The organism is Legionella sp. W05-934-2, assembly GCF_964199965.1.
Classification (GTDB): domain Bacteria; phylum Pseudomonadota; class Gammaproteobacteria; order Legionellales; family Legionellaceae; genus JAFIFT01.
Map to the genome: position 1 here is coordinate 222,440 of NZ_CAXMZT010000002.1, position 23,371 is coordinate 245,810.

The following is a 23,371-nucleotide window of genomic DNA, read 5'->3' on the forward strand; positions in this document are numbered from 1 at the left end:
AGCGTCTAGACTCTCGCATCGATCTAGTGTTTGTTGATTTTGTATTTAACAAACGACAGCGTGGTTATTAAAATTGAATAAAAATGCCACGTGTCGGGTCAATCAGCATTAGAAACCCGTTAAAATGCAATGGTAAGGAGTACAATATGAAATTTAATCCTTGTTTTCTTGATGGATTTGCCTTTTTAGAATTTTCAGGCCCTGATGTCACTTTTGTCCAAAACCAATTTCAACAAATGGGCTTCCAAAAAACGGCTGAACACAGTCATCAACCCGTTTCAATCTATCGACAAGGTCATATTCAATTTTTAATTAATGACATTGATAATTGCCAAGCATCCTCGCATGCAAAAATGCATGGCGCAGGCGCCTGTGCAATGGGATTTCGGGTAAAGGATGTTGAAAAGGCTTTTTCATATGCTATCAATCATGGGGCTGAAGCCTTTATCGATAATAAAAATAATGATCATCATTTACCCGCCATTAAAGCAATCGGTGGCAGCGTTATTTACTTTGTTGATGATCACCATCAACCCTTTGCCAACGACTGGATGTCGTTGAAAGGCAAAACAGATACCCCATTTGGCTTTGGGTTAACAACTATTGATCATCTTACCCATAATGTCCACCAAGGGAATATGGAAAAATGGGCTGATTTTTATCAATCCATTTTCAATTTTGAGCAAATTCGATTTTTTGATATTAAAGGACAGCAAACCGGATTAGTTTCAAAAGCAATGGGTTCTCCCTGCGGAAAAATAAAAATTCCTTTAAATGAGTCCAAAGATAATCAATCTCAAATTGAAGAGTTTTTACACGATTATAACGGTGAAGGCATTCAACATATTGCACTGAGTACCGAAAATATTGTTAGCACAGTACAAAATTTAGTGGAGCATGGTAGTCATTTCTTAGATGTCCCTGATACTTATTATGAAATGATATCCGACCGATTACCTTGGTATAAAAAGCCCGTTGACGCACTACAAGCATTAAAGATTTTAATTGACGGTGAAAAAGACGAACGTCACGGTTTACTCCTACAAATATTTACTGAAAATGTTTTTGGCCCAGTATTTTTTGAAATCATTGAACGTCAAGGAAATGAAGGATTTGGAGAAGGAAATTTTCAAGCCTTATTTGAAGCTATTGAACGGGATCAAATTCGCCGAGGGACTCTACAAGAACTCTAATAGGATAAATCGATGAAATTAGCAAGTTTAAAAAACGACTCATCACGAGATGGAACACTCTGTCTCGTTGATAAGCAACTTGAGAATGCCGTTATCGTGTCAGCGATCGCACCCAATCTTCAGAATGCACTTGAAAACTGGCCTAAAATATATCCGGATCTCCTAGCAATTGCCAACGAACTCGAATTAGGTTTGCTAAAAGATAGCTTTCCCTTCGACCCAAAAGATGTGCACTCGCCTTTACCACGCGCCTACCAGTGGGCAGATGGAAGTGCCTATGTCAATCATGTTGAGCTAGTCCGAAAAGCAAGAGGGGCAACCATGCCTGATAATTTTTGGACCGACCCGTTAATGTATCAAGGTGGGTCCGATAGCTTTATCGGTCCAAGAGACGATATTGAAGTGATTGATACGGCGTATGGGATCGATTTTGAAAGTGAAATAGCCGTTATAACCGATGATGTCCCCATGGGAACACCTACGGAAAAAGCATTACAACATGTTCGTCTTATCATGTTAGTCAATGATGTTTCACTGCGAGGGCTAATTCCTGCTGAGTTGAATAAAGGCTTTGGCTTTTTTCTCTCAAAACCAGCCAGTAGCTTTTCCCCTGTTGCAATAACGCCTGATGAGTTGGGTAAAGCGTGGCAGGATGGCAAAGTGCATTACCCATTAATGAGCTACTTAAACAATACGCTATTTGGCCAACCTAATGCGGGTGTTGACATGACATTTTCATTTGCACAACTGATTGCACATGCATGCAAAACTCGTCATCTAGGTGCAGGAACGATTATTGGTTCAGGCACTGTTTCCAACACAGATAGGAGTAAAGGATCTTCTTGTATCGCTGAAAGAAGAATGCTTGAGATCATTGAAAACGGTGAAGCAAAAACACCTTTTATGCAGTTTGGGGACCGAATTCGCATTGAGATGTTTGACGATAAAAAACAATCCATTTTTGGTGCGATTGACCAACAGGTAGTCCGATATGATGCAACTTTATGATTACTTTCGATCAAGTGCCAGCTATCGGGCACGGATTACATTAGCCTTCAAAGGAATCGATGTCAAGTTAAACGAAATTCACCTAGTAAACGATGGCGGCCAACAACATCAGACCGCTTACCGACAACTAAACCCCCAAGGATTAGTACCAACACTCATCGATGAGGAATATTGTATTAATCAGTCGTTGGCAATTATTGATTATCTGGAGCAAAAGTACCCGACCCCAAGTGTTTTTCCAGATAATGCTTTCGATCGAAGTCTGGCCTACAGCATTGCATTAACAATCGCTTGCGATATGCATCCACTCAATAATTTAAGAGTACTTAATTACTTAAAATCTCACTTTTCTGCGCAAGAGGATGACGTTCAGCAGTGGTACCATCATTGGTTAACATTGGGGTTTGATGCCATTGAAAAGAAGCTCGAAACTCATCAAGCAAATGAACTAGTTTGCATTGGAAAGAATATTAGTATTGCTGATATTTGCTTAGTTCCCCAAGTCTACAACGCAAAACGATTTCAATTCCCGCTCAATAACTACCCAAGAATTGAAACAATCTATGAGGCTTGTATGACTTTACCTTATTTCGAAACAACGAAGCCCTAATTGGCCCATTTAGTAGGAATAGGCCATCATAAAGATGGCTTATCTTCGTGGGTATTTCTTATTGAGCTATCTGTTGAGGGAACTCATAAAAAGTTAAGAAATGTCTTGAGTAGGATAGTAAAACAATACCATATGCTAAGGTTATGATTGACATTACCCAATACCAGGGGCTATCCACTAATTTTGCTGATGTGCGAAACATCCACTCTGGAAATGTTAACCATATAAGACCCTTTATTAAAATCAACCAGCACGCAACGGTTACTAATAGGAGTTGGTTCATGACCCAATAATTATGGAAACACACTAACACTAACCCTAAAAAGATCAGCATGGATGCATAGGCAAAATCAGCTACTTTTTCCTCGCCAATGCCTTTAATCACACGGCGGAAATATTCACGCTTCCCAATTAAAGCAAGCGCCATGATAATCATCCATATACCTAAAATCTTTGCAATCATAAAACTATGTAAATATGACATGAGCATGACTGTCTCCTTAGCCTGTTTATATAATAATTTAAGCTGGAAAATGGTAAAAAAGCAAATGAAAAGCGATAAAAAGTATTTCTTTTCAGCAAATTAAGCGTTTATCCCTTCTTATAACACTCAGGAATGTCCCTCATTAAAACCAAACCTGTTGAATGTTCACCGTATCTGTTGATGAACCATCATAACGTAGCATGCTCCACTGATTTCGGCAACGCTGCAGCCGACCAAACAAAATAGATTCATCTTGGCAAACATATTCAATCGGTTGTTGGTCAAAGACTGATTGATGTTGGGTCCGCATACATCGAACACCATTATCTAATAACAAAACCCAAGGTAGGCTTTCAGCCATATTAATGAAATCAAATAAATGATTGTCAACAATGATATCTGCTTCAATCACCGTGGAATCACCATTCCAAGGTGACTCAGGGCAATACAACGTTTTTTCACTGCCTGGTTTTTTAAAACAGGGATCGAATGTCTGATTGTTTGCTCGACATTGCCATGCATCTTCGCGCCGCATCGATTTGGACTGTTTAAAACAGTTTCCTTGTAAAACTGCTTTGATTTTAAATGGGGCTTGATTTGCGCCTTCTGTAAATGGTTGAAAAAATCGCTTTTCAGTTTCAGCTGCAATACCACTAAGACTAAACCCCAAAAAAAATAGACTCAATACTACCCTAAACATCCCTTCTCCTGATAAACTATGTGCACCAAACCTTTTAGCAACCAAGAGCTTTATAATGACAGAGATTTATCGAATTAGCCAATGTCTATCTGGAGAAGTTGCACTCGGTAGTAATGTAATTTTGCAAGGCTGGGTTAAGACTCGCCGTGATTCTAAGGCGGGTATTTCATTTATTCATTTGCATGATGGCTCATGCTTTTCCCCAATTCAGCTCGTTGTTGATCAGGCCATCGAAAACTACGAATCAGATATTTTGAAAATTACCAGTGGATGCTCTATCCGAGCCCAAGGAAAATTGGTCGAATCAGCGGGAAAAGAACAATCGTATGAAGTACAAGCATCCCAAGTTGAAGTCGTTGGTTGGGTTGAAAATCCCGATACTTATCCGATTTCACCAAAACGCCATACACTCGAATATTTACGTGAAGTCGCCCACTTACGTCCTCGAACCAATACCATCTCCGCAGTAACCCGTGTGCGCCATTGTCTTGCACAAGCAATTCATCAATTTTTTGATCAACAAGGGTTTTATTGGATCCATACCCCCATTATCACTGCCAGTGATTGTGAAGGGGCGGGTGAGTTGTTTCGAGTGAGCACCTTAGACTTAATGAGTTTGCCCAAAAACGAACAAGGTAACATTGATTTCAAACAAGACTTCTTTGGCCGAGAAACCTTTCTAACGGTATCCGGCCAGCTCAATGTTGAAACCTATTGCTCGGCAATGTCTAAAGTATATACCTTCGGGCCCACGTTCAGAGCAGAAAATTCCAATACATCCCGACACTTAGCTGAATTTTGGATGATCGAACCCGAAGTTGCTTTTGCAGACTTAAATGACATGTGCCAACTTAGCCAAGATATGCTGAAGTTTTTACTCACACAAGTCTTAGAAAAGCGAAATGACGACATGCAATTCTTTAACCAACATATCGCCCCAGGTTGCATAGAGCGATTAGAGCATATTATTAATTCTGACTTCGCCAGAATGACATATACGGATGCGATCGATGTGTTGAAAAAATCCAAAGAAAAATTCGAGTTCGAGGTACATTGGGGATTAGATTTACAATCCGAGCATGAGCGCTATCTCGCTGAACAATACTGCAAAAAGCCCGTCATCATCACCGACTATCCCAAAGACATCAAAGGTTTTTACATGCGTTTAAATGATGACGACAAAACCGTTGCAGCAATGGATGTGCTCGCGCCTGGTATTGGTGAAATCATCGGTGGCTCTCAACGTGAAGAGCGACTTGACGTTCTTACAAAACGGATGGCCGAGCACCAATTAAGTGAAGAGCAATATGGCTGGTATGCAGACTTGAGACGCTATGGCACGGTTCCGCATGCGGGTTTTGGTCTGGGGTTTGAACGCCTAATTAGCTATGTCACAGGACTAGGTAATGTCAGGGATGTGATCCCATTCCCAAGAACACCAGGCCATGCAGGCTATTAGAACGCGACATATTGCATATAACTAGTTGATAGAAATGCATCCCGTATTTTGGCTGTGCCGAATACGGGGTGCAAATTATCGCTTTGATTGATGTCAACATCAGCGAAACTATTTTATCCAAAGTCTTAGGGTAGAGCCCCGGTGAGATTTTCCGGCTGTTCTTCGATATCAGGTATTAGATTAGGGAAATTTTGTAGCCGCACGGATTCATCACCCTCTTGACTTGGCGGGTTAGCTCGAAGAGATCTATTGAATTGGCACTCTTTCTCATACTCATTTTTTATATGTTCTTCATGGATTGATGTGGCTTTTTTGAGCCTTTTAAATTCAGGGCTTTGTGCAAAAACTGATTTTGTTGAGACGACAGGGGATGGTTGGCTAGTCATCTCATCTTGTTGTTGTTCAGGTGTTTTGCCATTGTTAAGTTCGTTTGGCATAATGCGTTCCTTATGGTAAAACAATCGTGTTGTATCCATTTTTTAGCGAATGGGACACCCAATTCGAATGATCCATGTATTTAAACTATCTGCTTCGAAAAAGGTACTCATTCAGTCTAATCATTGTACTCTTTTATGATACCATCAACAAGTGTTAAAACTCGGTCCATTTTTTGGGCCAACGATTTATCATGGGTAACAATTACCAACGCTGTATTATGGGTTTCGTTTAATGCCAATAGTTTGTCAAATACTTTGGTTGCGGTAGCGTGATCTAAATTTCCCGTCGGTTCATCGGCTAATACACAAGCCGGTTGATTGATTAATGCTCTCGCGATAGCCACACGCTGTCTTTCACCACCCGATAGTTGGCTTGGCTTATGATCAATGCGATGGGAAAGTCCAACCTCGGTTAAAATTTGGTTAGCGAGTTGCTGACTATCTTTCACACTTTTTCCGGCAATAACCTGGGGAATGGCAATGTTATCCAAAGCACTGAGCTCCGGCAACAAGTGGTGGAACTGATAAATAAATCCTAAATGACGGTTACGCTGTTGGCAGCGCTTTTTTTCAGACAACGCTTGCCATTTTTTTCCGAAAATGGCAATCTCGCCACCTGTGGGATTATCTAATCCGCCTAATAAATGAAGAAGGGTTGATTTTCCAGACCCCGAAGGGCCAACGATAGCAATTCGTTCCCCTTTTGAAATCGTTAAATCGATTCCTCGAAGCACAGAGACTTCATAACGGCCATCGTGATAGCTCTTTTCTAACCCCGTGCAAGTCAAAATCGTATTACTCATAATGCAAGGCCTCCGCGATAACTGTTTTTGAAGCACGCCAAGCAGGATAAATAGTCGCTAGAAAGCTCATTAGCAGCGACGCGATCGTAACTTGAATAAGATCCTTTAGTAATATTTTTGAAGGCAAATAATCGACAAAATATATACTGGAAGATAACACTTTCACATTGAACAGCGACTGTATCCAATTCACGATTTCAGTGGTGTTGTAAGCAATAATAATCCCACTCCCTAAGCCAATCAGTGTCCCTATAATGCCTACCATCATCCCTTGAACAATGAAGATAGATAATATTTGACGTGGTGTGGCACCGATGGTTCTTAAAATAGCGATTTCAGATTGCTTATCATTAACCACCATCACTAACGAAGAAACTAAATTAAACGCCGCCACAGCGATAATCAGAAGTAAAATTAGAAACATCATCGTTTTTTCAAGTTTAATTGCCTCAAAAAAAGCGCCAAACTGTTGGGTCCAATCACCAACAGAATATTCATCACTTAACTGATTGGCGATTTCTTGTGCCAGTTCAGGGGCTTGGTATATTTTTTTAATTTTTAATTTTAATCCTGTCACATCTTCCCCGGTCTGGAAGAGAACTTGGGCATCATGCAAACTGATGAAGGCTAGTTTCGTATCGAAGTTGAATCCTGAGCCAGCTGAAAACACCCCTTCGATGGTAAACCGTTTGAATCGAGGAATCATGCCAGCCGGTGTCACACTGGCTTGTGGAATCATTAAACTGATTTTATCGCCAATTTTAACCCCCAACATATCGGCTAATCCACGTCCAATCACCATGCCAAAATGGGGTAATTTCGCTAACGAGCCAGCAATCATTTTTTGTTCAAGATTAGAAACCTTATTCTCAGCGTCCGGCTGAATTCCTGTGACGACGACAGGCACAACCTGTCCACTATAGGTAATCATGCCCTGCCCGCCAACAAAAGGTGCAACAGCGACAACATCTGGCATTTTAGTCAGATCCGTCGATAACTTCTGCCAACCGGCGATTGTTCCTTTGGGACTGTTAATCGTTACTTCCGGAGCCATGCCAAAAAACCGTTTGTGAATTTCTTCATCAAAGCCATTCATGACCGATAAAACGGTTATCAATACCAACACACCCATTGCAATGCCAAGCATGGAACTTAACGAAATAAAAGAAACAAAATGGTTCTTTTTTTTTGCCCGGGTATAACGAAGGCCAAGAAATATTGGTAGAGGCTTAAACATTATTAACGATTCATTTAATAAAATATCTATTGTAGACAATTTATGGCTAAGAATAAATGTCAGACATTGAAAAATATTTTTTTAACGCAATTTGTATAAATTATGGAAAACAAGCTATATTTTATAATAAAAACATGTTTTTTGGATAAATAGGGATATTTTGTTCATGCAGCCAATGACAAATCAAGGAGAGATTATGCCAGTACATGAAAGGCGCCAACACTTTCGCATCGACGATCAAGTCTATATGGATTACCGTATTCTTTCTGCCAATGAAATGCAAGCGGAGTCGTTTATTGAAAAGGATTTAATGGGTCATTCAAACCAGCAATACCTTGAGACTGCCCGCTACTTCGAAGAAATTGATCGTGAATTAGCACAAGTCAGTCAGACCTTGGCATTGACCGATCCAACTGCCGCTCATTATCTTAATTTAATCAATGCTAAAGTGGACTACATCAGCCGTAACCTTTTGGTAGGTGAAAGCATTAGCCTTCGAAAAGTTAACATCAGCTTAGGCGGCTTAAGGTTCACATGTCGGGACAATATCGATAAAGGCACGATGTTAAAAATCGTGTTGTACACGAAACCGAAAATGATTCCCATTGTCGTGAATGCTTGTTGTGTCTATTCAACTCATTTTAAAAATGACTTTTACTCGATATCTTGCCAGTTTAAAGACATGAGTTTAGAGCAAGAGCAATTGTTAGCACAACATATTATGCATGCTCAGGTAAAAGAAAAAGCGAACAGTTGATCTGATTTCGTGTTTTCTCCATAATGGCACTTTTAAATTGAGCTTTTAAAATGACAAACACTGTTTTTTGTACCAAGTTAAAACAAGAACTTCCTGCGCTAGAAAAACCGCCCTTTCCCAACGATTTTGGCGTCAAAATCCAACAAACCATCTCAGCGAAAGCATGGAAAATGTGGTTGGCTCATCAAACCATGTTAATCAATGAATATCGATTAAGTCTGATTGATCCCAAGGCCCGAGCATTTTTAACCGAAGAGATGGAAAAATTTTTATTTACTGACACGGCTGAAAAGCCTGCCGGTTTTACCCCCATTAACCATCAGGATGAAACATGAGGCAGTTGCCCCTTAAATTCAACAAAGAAATTGAAACTGCCATCAAAAACAAGCAACCTATTGTGGCGCTTGAATCCACCATAATCTCCCATGGCATGCCTTATCCTGATAATATTGAGTGTGCACAAACGGTTGAAAACATCATTCGAAAACAAGGCGCGACTCCTGCAACGATTGCCCTTCATGATGGCCATATCCACATCGGTATCGATGAAAAATTAATGACGCACCTGGCAAACAGTGACGAAGTACTAAAAGCTTCACGACGTGATTTGGCATTTATCATCAGCCAAAGGTTAACGGCTAGCACAACCGTCGCTGCAACCATGTATTGCGCTCACTTAGCCAATATATCGATTTTTGTGACTGGCGGCATCGGTGGCGTTCATCCAAAAGTGAGTGAACATTTTGATATTTCAGCGGATATCATTGAACTCGCCACAACACCCGTAGCCGTTGTATGTTCCGGTGCAAAATCTATTTTAGACCTACCTAAAACTTTGGAGATGCTTGAAACGCATGGTGTCCCGGTTGTGGGGTACCAAACGGATGAATTTCCCGCCTTTTATAGTCACTCGAGTGGCATCTCGCTTGTCCATCGACTCGATTCAGTTAACGAAATTGCCAAAATGCTTATCACGCAACACCACCTTGGCCTAACAAATGGTATCGTCGTTGCCAACCCAATTCCCAAAAATGCAGAGATCCCAGACGATAAACTAATCCCAATTATTGAGCAAGCACACCAAGAAGCCCACCACATTAATGGCAAATCAATCACCCCTTTTCTACTCAAACGAATTGCTGAGTTAACAGAAGGCCAAAGCTTAAAAGCAAATATTGAATTAATTAAAAACAATGCCGAACTTGGCGCTAACATTGCAACAGCAATGAAGGCATTTTAAGGATCGAGACAACAACACGAAATATAACCTAGTTGATCGCAAATCAAACTATCCACCAAAAAAACCAGAAAAATTTCCCCACTCACTATTGACTCCACAATCATTTCAGCGTTTAATAGCACGCGTTGGCCAGATAGCTCAGTTGGTAGAGCAAAGGACTGAAAATCCTTGTGTCGACAGTTCGATTCTGTCTCTGGCCACCATTCAAATCAATTTTCAACTTAATCCCGCAAAACAATGCGACTCAGCAATAATGAAATGATGGCTAATCGATTATAAAATTGAAGCCTTAGGTGCTGCATTTTCCCCAGAGCTGGAAAAAGAAGCGCTAGATGAAATTAATGATGACAATGTTAATAAAAACAGATGGGTTTTATATGATAAAAACAACCCAGTAGCTCTTTGTGGGTTTAACGCTCATTTGCCAGATATCGTTCAGATTGGCCCAGTATATACGCCGCCATCATTGAGCAATAAGGGATATGCAAAAGTCATTGTGGCTCTCTGCTTAAATCAAGAAAAAAAAACGGCTTAAATAAGGCAATCCTTTTTACCAATAACCCTGCTGCATCCAATGTATATCAATCGCTAGGTTTTCAAATCATTGGACAGTTTCGCTTAGCTATTTTAAAAATAGCCAGTATCGTTATAACATTAATATTATTAATTTCTCGCTTCTAATTTCACCTAAATGACTGACTTTTTAAAAATCAAACGCTTAACCATTCGTTTTACCGATCCAAGCCATTTTGAAGATATTCTAAAGCTGCGCTCGGATCCTGACGTGCAACGTTTCACCACTCAAGGACCACAATCACTTCAAGATGTAGAACGGTTTATGGAAAGTATACTTCCCTATCAACAAAAACATGGACATGGCATGGCTTCTGTGTTTTTAAGTGATAGTGGTAAATTTATAGGTCAGGCAGGTATATTTCACATTGGTCACTATGATTTACAGCATGAAATTGAGATTGGCTACCGTTTCCACAAAAAGTACTGGGGAAACGGGTACGCTACGGAAGTAACAAAGGCACTGATTGATTGGGGGTTTAAACACTTAAACATTGATACCATTGTTTCATTTGTTGAGAAGGAGAATCTCGCTTCAAAACGAGTGCTTGAAAAATGTGGTTTTCAATTCATTGGATTAGAGCAATGTTATTATGGACTTCTTGAAAGATATGAAGTTCACAAACCTGAAAAGGTAAAAAATCGATGATTTCTTTTGAGCAGAATATTCTTACAATCTATGGTAAAAAAGGACAAGAGTGGCTAAATAAATTACCTTCTATCCTCGCTAATTTAATTAATCAAAATGGCCTTAGTCAACTTAAGCCAGTAGAAAATATGAGCTTTAATTATGTTGAGAAAGGAAAAAATATTTAGGCTATTCAACTAATTTTATTAATTTGTTGGGATCATCGAAATTTATCAATGCTGACCTTGCATTAATTTGATCAACTATAAAATCTGCACAAGGCTTGATGAGCAATTCAATATCATCCCAGTGCTCATTTTCGGCACTAATACAACGTCACTATATTTTTGCAGCCCACCCACAAGAGATGAACCATAAAGGTACACTCCTAAAAGATCGGGTCCTAAAATCATTTTCAACAATTCCAGGCTGTCTTCAAGTTGTTGCTTCATTTCATGGCTATCAACGTATGTCATAGGGTTTACTGAGTTATCTAATGGAGTTGGTATGTTATCAGATATGGAGGAAATGCTAAAAATTATCTATTAATCCCTGTTTGTTCCTCATGTATACTTGATGCATAAAACCAAAAACTTATTAATTCAACAGAAGAAATGAATAATACTGAAAATTTGCGAATAGAAAAATACAATTCGATCTCTAATACTCTGGCCTGCTTAAGCAATAAACAATTGCAGCATGCTTTATCAGAAGGCACATCAAAGCATAAAGGTATTGGAGGCTCTTCTGTTGAAATAGAAGTTGATAATGCTCCTATTTTTGTTAAAAAAGTTCCAATATCGGATTTTGAATTAAAGCCTGACAACTATATGTCAACGGCAAATATATTCAAATTACCTATGTGCTACCAATATGGAATAGGCTCAGCTGGTTTTGGCGCATGGCGAGAACTCGCTGCTCACATTATGACGACGAACTGGGTAATTACTAGAAAGTGTCCAAACTTCCCTATTATGTACCACTGGCGCATCATTCCTGACTCAATCAACAAAGAGGATTTGTCGTATTGGGATTCCCAAGATAATTACTTCGCTACCTGGGAAAATAATCAACAAATCAAATGTCGCATCGATAACTTAAATCAAGCAAACACCAGCGTTTTGTTATTCCTGGAACACTTCCCTAAAAATTTATATCAACATCTTAATGAGATACTTACAACAGACAAATCAAATAATGACGTAAGCAAGCATCTGAATCGGATAAGTAGTTCATTTGAAAATGTCTTGGATTTTATGAAAGCAAACAATTTTCTCCATATGGACGCCCACTTTTGGAACGTTTTAGCAGATGATGAGAATATTTACCTGAGTGATTTTGGACTTGCGATATCTGAGAGGTTTGATTTATCAACCACCGAAAAGCATTTTTTTGAAGACCATAAAAATTATGATAGATGCAGTTTTTCAGTCAATTTGCTTCATGGCATTTTAACCAGCTATCTGGGAAATACAAATTGGGATCAAACTCTGAACGATTACATTAATAAAAAACTCAATGTTGATATGACAAATGAAGTTAAAATGTTATTGTCCAAACATGTCGCGGTTGCCGAGGAAATGCATACATTCTATAGAGAAGTTCAAATGGATAAATCTTCGCCATATCCCACACATAAACTTGAGAAGTTACTTGAGCAAAAGTGAGGATATCTGTGAAAAATAAAATAGAGTATATAAGCCATCCATCTCCTTCAGAGATCGACATGCTTACACAAAAAATCAATCAAGAAACAGCTGAATTTGGTGAAGCACATCCTTTTGCATTTTTTATCCGCGATGATGAAGAGAATATAATTGCTGGTGCTAACGGTTTTGTAATTTATGGAACAGTTTATACCGACCAACTTTGGGTAGATCCAAATTACAGAAATCAAGGACTAGCCAGAAAACTTATGGATAAGGTAGATGAACTTGGAAAACTGGAAGGATGTAAAGTAGCCACTATTCAAACCATGAGTTTTCAAAAGGCTGCAACGTTCTATAAAAATCTTGGTTATGTGCAAGATTTTAAGCGTTATGGTTATGTAGATAATAGCTACTGTATATTTATGCGGAAAGAACTGGAATAACAAGTTATAGTAACTTACAACAACGCTTCCTAATAAGGCTTACATTTACTAATCTTGTTTGTCAAGAATGCATACAATATTATCTGGATAATTGTCTATGATAAATTTCAATTTATCATTTTCTAAATCCAGTCTTACTTCATAATTAGTTACAAAACTGTAGATAGTATGATCTTCAGTTACCCTTTCTATGCTATAAAATGATAAATCTATTCTTCCCTGACCCACCCATAATGCTGAACTTAAAGAATGCTCAGCACCATGCAAAGTACTAACAATTTTTGATTTAACCTGATTAATAGGAAATTTTAAACTCTCTTCATTTTTATTAGTACTCTCAGCATCTGCCAAGATAATATTTTTGTCAGTTTGAGTAATCTTTAAAGCTAATTTTTCTAGTGGCTTATCGCATGTCCCAACCCATAAGCCTGAAAAGTCGTGAGGGTTATTTGAGTTTTCTACAAAAGTTTGATGTTTTGACTTCATTAGCCGATCTTTAAGAAATCCTTTTGCATAAATAGGCATGCTTACTAGAAGAAATGATGTTAGCAGGGCCGCTTTTTTGTTCATAGTTACTTTACCTTTTTATGATTAAAGCCGGCATAGTATATTAGAGTTTTCTATATACTTCTATGGCTTTTTTTACTACTGAAAACTATATTCTGCGTCACTGCAATTTATGTGCAGTGACGCATGAAACCATCCTTGATTTTACTCAGTAAAATCAACACATTCCGCGCTTTTGTTCAAAGGCGCTCAACGCGTTTGAACAAAAAACCCACGCTAAATCCTTGCGCAGCAAGCACCGATTTGATAGCTTTTAATTAGCACAGCTGATGAGCCTTTAAAGGCGAAACCGTATACAAGGTCTTGTGCTTAGCCACCCCGATCCCTAACCCTGTGGCTGGACGTTCAGTCGGGATACCCTTCACGGATACTTGCCATTCGGCAGAACTGCAACCAAGCAACAAACAAATGCGCGGGAATAATGATGATTAATTATCAACAGACACTCAAAGGATTACGGGCTTACAAACAAATTGAACTCAACAACGAGAAGAACCTTCAGTTTTTCCTTGATAAACACAGTACCAAAGAAGGTACCTGGGGACACTTAACTGTGCATGAAGGTACGATTGAATTTGTTTTTCTGGATGGAGAAGGTAATCAACTCTCCCATCATACCTTAAACTCAAAATTACCTTCTCTGATAATTCCGCCTGCTTCATGGCATAAAATTGCCTCAACAAGTACCGATTTCAAAGCAACCTTGCAGTTTTACTGCCAATCGCATCGCTTTTTTGAGAAAAAATACCACCAGGGGGCTATGCATCATGACTTATGGACCATTTATCAAACCTATCTGCAAGGCCGAGAGAAAATGTCGATATTAGATGTTGGCTGCGGTTCAGGCCGAAATCCATTATATTTCTCCTTACCTGGGCACGATGTTATTGGCTTAGATAAAAATAAAGATGCTATCGAAAATATTCGCCATATTGCAGCACAAGAACAATTATCGAATATTGAAGCACTTGTCTGTGATTTAAACCAACCTCTTACAATCAAAGATAAATCATTCGATTTTATTTACTCTACCGTGGCCATTCAGTTTTTAAATCGGTCCAGCATTAAGCCTTTACTGACAAAGCTGCAATCGCTCACTGCTTTAGGAGGTATGCATTTTTTTGTTTTCCCCATCAAAGCAGAACCCTATAACTATCCTGAAAGTTTTACTTATCTACCAGAACCAAATGAACTCTATCATTTTTATCAAGACAGTGGCTGGTCTATTTTGGAATATAAGGAAAAGCCAGGCCAACTACATAAACTGGATGAAACTGGCAAGCCCAAACAAGGCATCTTTGGACAGTTGCTTGCTCAGAAGTACTTTTAAAGCTTCAATCGATAACTAATGAAGAAGTAAATACAAACGAGGATTATTGATATGGATATTTTAGAATTAATTAAACAAAGGCGTGCTGTTCGCGATTTTACTGATAAAGCATTAAGAGAGAAGGATATTGAAACCATTCTTCAAGCCGGTCAATATGCGCCAAGCCCCTTAAATTCACAACCCTGGCATTTTACACTGGTTCGTAACAAAGAAACTCTGAGCACACTGGCTGAAAAAGCTCAGCATGCTTCATTTCTCTCCCAAGCACAGCTTTTAATTATCGTGACTGTTGATACAGGCATTGAGATTGATGCATGGCTAAAACAACATAACCAGCACTTATACAGCGGGGCTGCTGCTATGCAAAATATGTGGCTGGCAGCTATTGCTCTCGATATAGGTTGTTGCTGGGTTACCCTGGATGAGGCGTTTACCAAAGCACAAATTTCAATTCCCGAAGAACATACCATCATCAGTGGTCTTGTTTTGGGATACCCTAAAGAACCGCTCAAAGACCATGCCGATGAAGACAGGAAAGCCCTCCCCTCATTAATTTCTCTTGAACAGTTTAATCTCCATGGTAACTGCAAAACAGAAAGCTGTTACACCTGTCTTAAACAGGTTCCAAAATCAGCGGCCAATTCGTTTGAGGGTGATGATTATGTCCGATATTTTTGTGGTAACGATTGTTATGCTGAATGGAAAAAACAAACTCAGAAATGGCTTGATGAAGACAACTGACAATCGCGTTTATTACGCAAGATAAAGTCCTCAGAATATCAGCAAGACAATTACAGTAACAATCAATAACACTTGATATCAATTAGAACAACCTGTTGAATTAATTTCTGTCATTGATAAACTGAAATGGAAAGTAACTGATGAGCCAGTGTAAGCCTGGCGAAACCTTCCGAGGTCTTACTATAAAGCCACCTTCTTTCCCTAATCCCGTGGTTGAGCGTTCAGCAGGGAAAAATATCTTATATGGAAAACAAGATTTTCACGGACAGTTATACGGTGTCATACCGTATTTGCTTTAAGCATTCACTCTTTAAAAACTTGGCAAATCAACTTTTATGGTTGGTGATATTGCATAACCCAATGGGGATGAGTTTGTTCCCTGTTGGGACTATCTCTCCCTCTTTAATCAAAGGAGCGATACCATGCAAAATTTCGATTCTTCAAACATTCAAATGGACCATTTACTATTTGAATTGGCCCGATGTGTGAATGACCTGCAAGGATTTTATCGTCAATTGTCTATTGAAGATAAAAAACAGGTTGAACTTAGTCTGAGGAAGCTGGAATTTCTGGTTGCTCATTCAGACAGGTATCAATGCCATGCAGCCCTTGCTGCTGTTTAATCTTATTTTTTAACCGCATAACAGGAAAAATACTGCTTTATGCGGTGGTTTTCCTGTTATGCGGACTTTTTAACTAACGGGAGAACACAATGACAGCATCATTAAATAAGGTACAACTGATTGGCAACTTGGGCGCAGAACTAAAACCCATCATCAGCCAAAACGGTCAGCCTTTTGTCACAGCCACTTTGGCAACCAATGAATCATTCAAACAGAATGATGAATGGAAAACCAGAGTCGAATGGCATCAACTGGTAATGTTTGGCAAGGTGACCAAAGTTGTTGAGTATTTACAGAAAGGATCGCAAGTTTATGTTGAAGGTAAACTTCGTTCTAACCAATGGACTGATGGCGATGGCAATACCCGTCATAGCCTCAGTATTGTGGTAAATAATATTCAACTATTAGGTCAATCCAAACCAGCTGATGAGACTGCCAATAAAAGCGCAGAAATCCATATGGCTCAAATGCGGGAAATGTTACAGGCAGACTCAGAAGAAATACCGTTTTAATCATAACCCAGCGCGGGGGTAAGTTCCCGCAGGGGCTTGCTCTCTAATTTACATGTTCAAGGAGAACAACCCCAATGGATAAACCAGAAATCTATGTCGCCTGTTTGGCATCTTATAATAGTGGCTACCTACATGGTCAATGGATTGATGCCAATCAATCGGAAGATGCGATAATGGAGGAAATTCAGGTCATGCTTGATGACAGCCCCGTCTCCGATCCAAGTGACTGGGCCATCCATGATTATCAAGGATTCGGTGATATTCAGATTCATGAATTTGATTCTATCAGCACGATAACGGATTATGCTGAGTTTATAACTGAGCATGAAGAACTTGGCCAGGCATTAATTGCTGAGTACGGCTTTGAAGCTGCCAAAGTGATGATAGAGGAGCAATATCATAGCTGTTATGATTCTGAAGTTGATTTTGCCCACCATCTTATTGATGACTGCTATGGCGAGAAATTGTCGGACAATTTGATGCGATATTTTGATTATGAAGCGTTTTGCCGTGATCTGTTTTTCGATGATTTTTGTGCGGTTGAGTTAGATGGAAATGTTCATGTTTTTTCTAATTATTGAGGCCCTTCCGGGCTTAAATATACTGCTCAAGAACAATCTGATATTATGCACTAACTATATTTTAAGGAACGTTCTGTGGATATCAATAAACTCCATCATGGCTTAAAAATTGAGAAAGCATCGATAGAGGATTACCCTATTATCCAAAATTTAGCCAGATTTTATGTTTATGATTTATCAAGGGAGTGTGGATTTATTTCAGAGGACTGGGCGATACCTTCTGATGGTCTTTATGAAAGCTTTGACTTTAAGCATTACTTTGAAGAACCCTCGAGAAAGGCCTATCTTATCAAGGTTCATAATGAAATAGCAGGTTTTATTTTGTTAAATCAAGCAGGTTGCTACCCTGAAACTAATTGGAATGTAGGTGAGTTTTTTATCCTGGCAAAATTCCAAAACAAAGGTATTGGGCAATTGGCAGCCGACTATATCTGGAAACATCACCAAGGAAAATGGGAAGTATCCGTCATACCTGAAAACAAAAGCGCTTTGTTCTTTTGGCGAAAAGCAATCACCACCTTTACAAATGGTCAATTTACTGAGGAAATCAAAGAGGTCGATTTTGACCCAGATCAACCAATGCGTTATATATTTTGTTTTGACTCAGCATCTCATAACCAAATCATTCATACATCTTCCAAAAATACTTCCTACAAAATTGAAGTAGTAGAAGATGTTGATGATAAAACAAAAGAACGAATGCAAGACGACCTAGTTGCTTATGAAGCCAACCATGATATTGACGTGAATTATCGTCGTTTTTCTGTGGTAATGACCTGTCCAGATAATATTGTCATAGGCGTCATCAATGCCTACACGGCATTTGCTGAAATTTATGTTGATGATATCTGGGTCGATAGTGCCTATCGTAATCAGGGATATGGAAAGCAATTGCTATTAAGCTTAGAAGAACAATTCAAAGGCCAAGGATTTAATAATATCAATCTATGCACAAGTGCCTTTCAAGCGCCAGAATTCTACAAAAAATGTGGTTTCATTGAGGAATTCACCAGAATCAATCATAACAATCCCAAATTATCCAAAACCTTCTTTGTGAAATTTTTTGACGAGGTAGAAGAAACTCAAGGAATATTGAAGGCATGAATCAATCAAAACTGCCATTACAATGGGCCACCAATTATTTATCAAAAGAACATTTAACAGTTCAAGCCCATAAAAAGATAGTTGAGACCTCATATTCAATTGTCCATAAAATAGAAACTAATGAATGTACTTATTATCTAAAACAAGTTCCAGAGTCATTGTTTCTAGAGCCAAAAACCTTAGCTTTTCTAACTCAACATGGGTGTACCAATATACCTAAAGCCATTGCTCAGAATAATGAACTGCATTGTTTTCTGATGACATCCGTTGGTGATAGTTCGTTACGCCATCTGTTTAAGGGGCATGTCAACTTAGCCCCCCTTATCCAAGGAATTTCAAATTTCACCGACATTCAACGTTCATTAGAAGACAAAGTTCAAGCACTTCTTGACTTGGGCACCCCTGATTGGCGACTGAATAGATTCCCATCATTATATTCCCAACTCATTGAGCAAGATAAACTTCTACAAGACGATGGATTAACAGAACAAGAAATTGATCATCTACAAAAACTCCGCCCGACTTGTATCAATCTATGCGAAGCGCTGTCGAAATATAAAATTCCAGAAACCATCAACCATTGTGATTTCCAAGAAAATAATATGCTCCTTGATAACAAAAGTGGTTCAATAGGTATTATAGACTGGGGAGAAGCGGTTATCTCCCACCCTTTCTTTTCCTTAAGTGGCTGCTTATGGAATATTACGTTCTTTAATGATCTTGGGGAAAAAGACGATGCATTTAAAATACTGCAATCTCAGTGTGTATCCCCCTGGCTAGATCTTCATGGTGAAGAGGCATTACTGACTGCCCTGGGTATTGCTAATAAATTGAATGGCATTTTTGCAGCCCTTGGCTACCAAATGATGTATGAGGCCACTAAAAATTTACCCAGAACAGCACAGCAAGAACATCCAGGGTCCATTGCCGGATGTTTGAGATCGTTTATCAATTGCGCTCAATTTTAACCAAAAATGTTTGAAACAATGATCTAACTGATTCCAAATCATCTAACCATGGCATATGTCCCGCATTTTTTATTGTTTCTATCCTTATATTATCCCTTTTAAATCGACTATCTTTGGTAAACAGCTCAGGTGGCGTCATACAATCTTCTTCTCCACAAACAATAAGCGTTTCAACCGATTCAGGGATCCAAGTTGCATCAAAATTTAATTCTGTTGCTTTAACTTGCCACCAATTAGCAGCATGATAATTAAACGGCAATTTTCCCAATACCTTCTTACCTTGCTCAATTGTTGAGTCTGTAAAGTAATATGGGGCACAAGCCATTAAGGCGATTTTAAAGGTTTCATCATTTGGATTATCAACAAATTCTTGAAGTGGCTTTTCCATCGAAGGTTTACCCTTTTCCGAAGCGACACGGTTTGCTGTTTCATGCCATAAACTTGGCGATGAATTCAAAATAACAAACCCTTTTAATAACTCCTCAAGTTGAGGAAACATGAGTGGGAACATGCCCCCAAAAGACTGACCAACGAGTATTGGGTTTTGGAATTGGTTGACTAATGGAAGTAATAATTCAAACCAACTATCAAAGTCATACTCTTCATGAACTTGATTGTTACCATTGTTGGGCAAATCAATAAGCCAAGTATTTCCTGGGAGTCTTAACTCTAATGCTAGTCCCTCCAAATATTCAGAGTCTGCACCTGGACCACCTGGTAAAAATAACCAATTATAGTTATTACCTTTTTGATTAGAAATAAGCTGATATCTAATACCACTTTTATCCCATAGATAGTTTTTACTCATAGTGCTTAACTCATGTTTTTATTTAGACAGCGATAATATTCAATTTTTGCCGAAATTTCTATATGAAATATGCTCGCAAGCTAAGCATGAGATAATAAAGGAAACATCAATTTGCTCTCTTTAAATGGATTTTCTCTTTCATACAAAATAAATAGTTTATCTTCCCCTTGCAGCTCTTCGACTTCATATGAAGATGTATCTAGAGGGGTAAAACCCAACTTAATTTGCCCGATATGATTATCAGCGAATATAGATAACACATCATCTAAATCAACAATGTCTGGACCAAAAACATCCCACAGTAGAGCCTGGCCATCATTAAATTGTGCGATGGCAATGGTATCTAAATCATCTATATAGAACACATTATCTTTTAAAAAGGAAGTGCAATAAAACATCACAATATCTGCATTTTCACTCATTGATAATTGGCTAAATGACTTTGTTGTTTTTGCATACCTATAGAGCATTGCTCTTTGTTCTGTATACTTTAATTTTTTGCCATCGCCCTTTATGCTAGACTTTCAACATCAGAAAATTACTATGGAACGGAAATGAGCAATACACATAAGCTTGGCTTGCCACTTGAATATCAACAAATGCCAGAATATTTCGATGCGCATAATGTGAGCGATGATACTGCATCCAAAAATGCTCTCATCGAGAAACTACTGAAGGAACAGGATGTAAATTCGGTTCTTGATATGACTTGCGGTACAGGCTCACAAGTGTTTTATCTGGCTGAGCATGGATATGAGGTGATCGGTAGTGATTTTAGTCCTGCACTCATTGAGATTGCTCGTAATAAAGCTAAGAAGCAAGGAAAAAATATCACCTTTATACATGGTGATATGCGAGAGCTACGTGTGGGAAAGTTTGATGCTATCATTACTATTTTTAATGCTATTGGCCACCTTACCAAAACCGACTTTGAAAAAGCTCTGCAAAACATTAACGTTAACCTAAAAGAGGGAGGTCTGTATGTTTTTGATATTTTTAATTTACAAGCGATAAGCGATGAGGTCATAGATGATTTCAATATGGATATTGAAAGTACTAATAATGGTATCAAAATTCGAAATATTCAACATTCTGAAATTGATAGAAAGAATGGGCTTCTCACTTCTCATGACCGCTATACGATTTTCAAAGATGTTGACAAACCTGAAGTAATCACGAATTCTTTTAGCTTACAAATTTACACTGCAGAAGAACTACAAACAATACTGACAAAAAATGGCTTTGAGACTATTCATCAATATGATATGGAAGGCAATGATTTTATGGCGGATAAGAGCCTGAATATTCTAACAATAGCGAGAAAGATTAAAACGTGATAGCCCTGTGGTTTATTATTCTGTAAATCGATTAATAGATAACGGCTTAAAATATAGGTGCCAACAAAAAGTGAATAGCATTGAATTTAAAAGGGTAAATATAAATGACATAGAGTCAATACATAAATGGTTTAATTTACCCCATGTTCAGCAATTCTATTCTTTACGCCAATGGACAAAGCAAGAGGTTTTACAAAAACTAACCCCATATATCACAGGCGAGAAACCCGTATTTGGTTTCATAATAATTATCAACAATAAACCTATTGGCTATATTCAATTATATAAAATTTTTGACTTCCCTTGGGACAATCAAGACTTGCCAAATGAAATCATTAACAACTCTGCTGGAATAGATTTATTTATTGGCGATGCAGCCTTTTTAGGCAAAGGATTTGGATATAAGATAATCGATCAATTTCTCAACGAAAATGTTTGGCCTCAGTTTAACTATTGTATTGTTGATCCACAGATAAACAATAAACCAGCCATTCGTTGCTATGAGAAACTTGGATTTAAACAACACAAGATAATTGAAACAAAAGATGCGTTAAATAATGATACAAATTTAATGCTAATGATAAAACATAAGGATAATATCCTTGTGTGAGTTTTGCGTGATTGAGTACGACACTGTTATACATCGTACGACATTTGCAGTGGTTTCCAACGGTAAAATTTATAATAAAATCAATTGGTTATTTTATGATTAAGGGGCTGAAAATCCTTGTGTCGACAGTTCGATTCTGTCTCTGGCCACCATTCAAATCAATAAGTTAGGTTAACCTAACTTGGATTAAAGTGCCCCCTTATTTGGGGTAGAGCCAAATAATATAGGGGAAGCTAATGAAAAGGATAGTTCAGGGTGTGATGCTAGGGTGTTTATCCTCGGGCTCTTTATTTGCGGGCATGATGCAGGATACAGCGCCACCATCTCCTGCCTGGCAATGGGTTGGGCAGTTAAGTGTGGGCACTGCATGGTCGAAGGCTGGCGAGACAGAGACGTTTTATTTAAATCCCACCATTGAAAAAAGCTACCGAGCTTCTAAAAAACTTAAAGGGATGCCGAGCGGGGAGTTGTTTTTAGGGGTGCAAAAAGCCCTTTCAAGCCAAATTTTTGGTCAATTAGGCTTGGTTGTGGCAACGACGGGCAATGCGAGAGTCGATGGCATTATATGGGATGATGCGGACCCACAATTTAATAATTACACTTATCGCTATAAAGTGCGCAATACGCGCATTGGCGTTAAAGGCAGAGCTTTATTGGATAAGGGACAAAAACTGGTGCCATATGTGAGCGGCAGTGTCAATATTGGCTTTAACCGCGCGCATGACTTCACCAATAATCCACTCATATTTCAAGCCATACCGAATCAGAATTTTGAAAGCCATATCAAAACAGCATTTAGTTACACTTTAGGCGCTGGAATACAAACGCCACTAAATAACCATTGGCATACGGGCATTGGTTATGAGTTTTTAGACTTTGGCAAAAGTAATTTGAATCGAGCGCCGGGTCAAACGATGGGCTCGGGTTTGAGTTTGAATCATTTATATACCCATGGGATATTGGTTAATG

Annotated in this window: 31 protein-coding genes and 2 tRNA genes; 24 read left to right on the forward strand and 9 right to left on the reverse strand. The window is 38.6% G+C overall.

All coding sequences use genetic code 11. From position 1 onward, the window contains the following. Positions 1–146 precede the first annotated feature (146 nt). Genes hppD through maiA form a run of 3 tightly spaced genes read left to right on the forward strand, consistent with a single transcriptional unit; the run spans position 147 to position 2,811 of the window. Positions 147–1,193, forward strand: coding sequence for a 4-hydroxyphenylpyruvate dioxygenase (hppD, locus tag AB3348_RS02980; protein ID WP_367606062.1), 1,047 nt, complete (start codon positions 147–149; stop codon positions 1,191–1,193). A 12-nt stretch (positions 1,194–1,205) separates the two neighbouring features. After that, positions 1,206–2,201: a fumarylacetoacetate hydrolase family protein gene (locus AB3348_RS02985; protein WP_367606063.1), complete on the forward strand. Its 996-nt coding sequence runs from the start codon at positions 1,206–1,208 to the stop codon at positions 2,199–2,201. Next, complete coding sequence (gene maiA / locus AB3348_RS02990; RefSeq protein ID WP_367606064.1) at positions 2,185–2,811, forward strand: maleylacetoacetate isomerase; 627 nt, start codon at positions 2,185–2,187, stop codon at positions 2,809–2,811. Before AB3348_RS02985 ends, maiA begins: the two co-directional genes overlap by 17 nt. Before the next feature lie 58 nt (positions 2,812–2,869). Here the strand turns inward: maiA and AB3348_RS02995 are convergent, their stop codons facing one another. Together AB3348_RS02995 and AB3348_RS03000 are read right to left on the reverse strand one after the other, a co-directional pair. Beyond that, entirely contained in the window at positions 2,870–3,301 is a 432-nt protein-coding gene (locus AB3348_RS02995) for a hypothetical protein (protein WP_367606065.1), read from the reverse strand. Positions 3,302–3,437: 136 nt separating this feature from the next. After that, the gene (locus AB3348_RS03000; protein WP_367606066.1) at positions 3,438–3,995 is read right to left on the reverse strand and encodes a hypothetical protein; all 558 of its coding nucleotides are present in this window, start codon (positions 3,993–3,995) and stop codon (positions 3,438–3,440) included. A gap of 55 nt (positions 3,996–4,050) precedes the next feature. On the opposite strand from AB3348_RS03000, the gene asnS reads away from it, so the two are divergent. Further along, the gene (asnS, locus tag AB3348_RS03005) at positions 4,051–5,454 is read left to right on the forward strand and encodes an asparagine--tRNA ligase (protein ID WP_367606067.1); all 1,404 of its coding nucleotides are present in this window, start codon (positions 4,051–4,053) and stop codon (positions 5,452–5,454) included. A 125-nt stretch (positions 5,455–5,579) separates the two neighbouring features. Here asnS and AB3348_RS03010 read toward each other — a convergent pair whose 3' ends face one another. The 3 genes from AB3348_RS03010 to AB3348_RS03020 all read right to left on the reverse strand — a co-directional run bounded on the left by AB3348_RS03010 (position 5,580) and on the right by AB3348_RS03020 (position 7,931). Next, positions 5,580–5,891, reverse strand: coding sequence for a hypothetical protein (locus tag AB3348_RS03010; protein ID WP_367606068.1), 312 nt, complete (start codon positions 5,889–5,891; stop codon positions 5,580–5,582). A gap of 116 nt (positions 5,892–6,007) precedes the next feature. After that, complete coding sequence (gene lolD, locus AB3348_RS03015; protein ID WP_367606069.1) at positions 6,008–6,694, reverse strand: lipoprotein-releasing ABC transporter ATP-binding protein LolD; 687 nt, start codon at positions 6,692–6,694, stop codon at positions 6,008–6,010. Further along, positions 6,687–7,931, reverse strand: a complete 1,245-nt coding sequence (locus AB3348_RS03020) for a lipoprotein-releasing ABC transporter permease subunit (RefSeq protein ID WP_367606070.1) — start codon at positions 7,929–7,931, stop codon at positions 6,687–6,689. Before AB3348_RS03020 ends, lolD begins: the two co-directional genes overlap by 8 nt. 196 nt (positions 7,932–8,127) lie before the next feature. On the opposite strand from AB3348_RS03020, the gene AB3348_RS03025 reads away from it, so the two are divergent. From AB3348_RS03025 to AB3348_RS03050, 6 genes are all read left to right on the forward strand, one after another. Next, positions 8,128–8,688: a PilZ domain-containing protein gene (locus tag AB3348_RS03025; protein WP_367606071.1), complete on the forward strand. Its 561-nt coding sequence runs from the start codon at positions 8,128–8,130 to the stop codon at positions 8,686–8,688. Positions 8,689–8,738: 50 nt separating this feature from the next. Further along, positions 8,739–9,023, forward strand: a complete 285-nt coding sequence (locus AB3348_RS03030; protein ID WP_367606072.1) for an oxidative damage protection protein — start codon at positions 8,739–8,741, stop codon at positions 9,021–9,023. Further along, positions 9,020–9,928, forward strand: a complete 909-nt coding sequence (locus AB3348_RS03035; RefSeq protein WP_367606073.1) for a pseudouridine-5'-phosphate glycosidase — start codon at positions 9,020–9,022, stop codon at positions 9,926–9,928. Before AB3348_RS03030 ends, AB3348_RS03035 begins: the two co-directional genes overlap by 4 nt. A gap of 127 nt (positions 9,929–10,055) precedes the next feature. Next, a tRNA-Phe gene (locus AB3348_RS03040) sits at positions 10,056–10,131 on the forward strand. 488 nt (positions 10,132–10,619) lie between these two features. Continuing rightward, a complete protein-coding gene (locus tag AB3348_RS03045) occupies positions 10,620–11,150 on the forward strand; it encodes a GNAT family N-acetyltransferase (protein WP_367606074.1) in 531 nt (176 codons plus the stop codon). Further along, positions 11,147–11,317 (forward strand): hypothetical protein, encoded by a 171-nt coding sequence (locus AB3348_RS03050; protein ID WP_367606075.1) that lies wholly within the window; start codon positions 11,147–11,149, stop codon positions 11,315–11,317. Before AB3348_RS03045 ends, AB3348_RS03050 begins: the two co-directional genes overlap by 4 nt. A 75-nt stretch (positions 11,318–11,392) precedes the next feature. On the opposite strand, the gene AB3348_RS03055 is transcribed toward AB3348_RS03050, so the two are convergent. Continuing rightward, positions 11,393–11,605 (reverse strand): hypothetical protein, encoded by a 213-nt coding sequence (locus tag AB3348_RS03055; RefSeq protein WP_367606076.1) that lies wholly within the window; start codon positions 11,603–11,605, stop codon positions 11,393–11,395. Between the two features lie 138 nt (positions 11,606–11,743). Between AB3348_RS03055 and AB3348_RS03060 the strand changes: the two genes are divergently transcribed. Beyond that, a complete protein-coding gene (locus tag AB3348_RS03060; RefSeq protein WP_367606077.1) occupies positions 11,744–12,796 on the forward strand; it encodes a hypothetical protein in 1,053 nt (350 codons plus the stop codon). Positions 12,797–12,804: 8 nt separating this feature from the next. Then, positions 12,805–13,221: a GNAT family N-acetyltransferase gene (locus AB3348_RS03065; RefSeq protein ID WP_367606078.1), complete on the forward strand. Its 417-nt coding sequence runs from the start codon at positions 12,805–12,807 to the stop codon at positions 13,219–13,221. A 48-nt stretch (positions 13,222–13,269) separates the two neighbouring features. Here the strand turns inward: AB3348_RS03065 and AB3348_RS03070 are convergent, their stop codons facing one another. Then, entirely contained in the window at positions 13,270–13,791 is a 522-nt protein-coding gene (locus AB3348_RS03070; protein WP_367606079.1) for a hypothetical protein, read from the reverse strand. A gap of 418 nt (positions 13,792–14,209) precedes the next feature. Here AB3348_RS03070 and AB3348_RS03075 point away from each other — a divergent pair, with 418 nt between their 5' ends. From AB3348_RS03075 to AB3348_RS03110, 8 genes are all read left to right on the forward strand, one after another. After that, positions 14,210–15,118, forward strand: coding sequence for a DUF1971 domain-containing protein (locus AB3348_RS03075; RefSeq protein WP_367606080.1), 909 nt, complete (start codon positions 14,210–14,212; stop codon positions 15,116–15,118). A gap of 51 nt (positions 15,119–15,169) precedes the next feature. Continuing rightward, positions 15,170–15,859, forward strand: coding sequence for a DUF3330 domain-containing protein (locus AB3348_RS03080; protein WP_367606081.1), 690 nt, complete (start codon positions 15,170–15,172; stop codon positions 15,857–15,859). A 140-nt stretch (positions 15,860–15,999) separates the two neighbouring features. Beyond that, positions 16,000–16,158, forward strand: coding sequence for a hypothetical protein (locus tag AB3348_RS03085; protein ID WP_367606082.1), 159 nt, complete (start codon positions 16,000–16,002; stop codon positions 16,156–16,158). Between the two features lie 123 nt (positions 16,159–16,281). After that, entirely contained in the window at positions 16,282–16,482 is a 201-nt protein-coding gene (locus AB3348_RS03090; protein WP_367606083.1) for a hypothetical protein, read from the forward strand. Positions 16,483–16,571: 89 nt separating this feature from the next. Then, positions 16,572–16,994, forward strand: a complete 423-nt coding sequence (locus AB3348_RS03095; protein WP_367606084.1) for a single-stranded DNA-binding protein — start codon at positions 16,572–16,574, stop codon at positions 16,992–16,994. A 74-nt stretch (positions 16,995–17,068) separates the two neighbouring features. Beyond that, positions 17,069–17,575, forward strand: coding sequence for an antirestriction protein ArdA (locus tag AB3348_RS03100; RefSeq protein ID WP_367606085.1), 507 nt, complete (start codon positions 17,069–17,071; stop codon positions 17,573–17,575). A 75-nt stretch (positions 17,576–17,650) separates the two neighbouring features. Then, positions 17,651–18,679 (forward strand): GNAT family N-acetyltransferase, encoded by a 1,029-nt coding sequence (locus tag AB3348_RS03105; RefSeq protein ID WP_367606086.1) that lies wholly within the window; start codon positions 17,651–17,653, stop codon positions 18,677–18,679. Next, a complete protein-coding gene (locus AB3348_RS03110; RefSeq protein WP_367606087.1) occupies positions 18,676–19,647 on the forward strand; it encodes an aminoglycoside phosphotransferase family protein in 972 nt (323 codons plus the stop codon). Before AB3348_RS03105 ends, AB3348_RS03110 begins: the two co-directional genes overlap by 4 nt. On the opposite strand, the gene AB3348_RS03115 is transcribed toward AB3348_RS03110, so the two are convergent. Both AB3348_RS03115 and AB3348_RS03120 read right to left on the reverse strand, forming a co-directional pair. Then, on the reverse strand, positions 19,628–20,455 hold the full coding sequence (locus AB3348_RS03115; protein WP_367606088.1) for an alpha/beta fold hydrolase: 828 nt from the start codon (positions 20,453–20,455) through the stop codon (positions 19,628–19,630). The genes AB3348_RS03110 and AB3348_RS03115 overlap by 20 nt on opposite strands. 80 nt (positions 20,456–20,535) lie before the next feature. Then, entirely contained in the window at positions 20,536–20,877 is a 342-nt protein-coding gene (locus AB3348_RS03120; protein ID WP_367606089.1) for a hypothetical protein, read from the reverse strand. Between the two features lie 132 nt (positions 20,878–21,009). Between AB3348_RS03120 and AB3348_RS03125 the strand changes: the two genes are divergently transcribed. From AB3348_RS03125 to AB3348_RS03140, 4 genes are all read left to right on the forward strand, one after another. Beyond that, positions 21,010–21,792: a class I SAM-dependent methyltransferase gene (locus AB3348_RS03125; protein WP_367606090.1), complete on the forward strand. Its 783-nt coding sequence runs from the start codon at positions 21,010–21,012 to the stop codon at positions 21,790–21,792. A 70-nt stretch (positions 21,793–21,862) separates the two neighbouring features. Further along, the gene (locus tag AB3348_RS03130) at positions 21,863–22,402 is read left to right on the forward strand and encodes a GNAT family N-acetyltransferase (protein WP_367606091.1); all 540 of its coding nucleotides are present in this window, start codon (positions 21,863–21,865) and stop codon (positions 22,400–22,402) included. A 74-nt stretch (positions 22,403–22,476) separates the two neighbouring features. Beyond that, positions 22,477–22,554, forward strand: a tRNA-Phe gene (locus AB3348_RS03135). 84 nt (positions 22,555–22,638) lie between these two features. Then, positions 22,639–23,371, forward strand: a 733-nt coding sequence (locus AB3348_RS03140) for an outer membrane protein (protein ID WP_367606092.1), incomplete at its 3' end; no start/stop codon positions are given.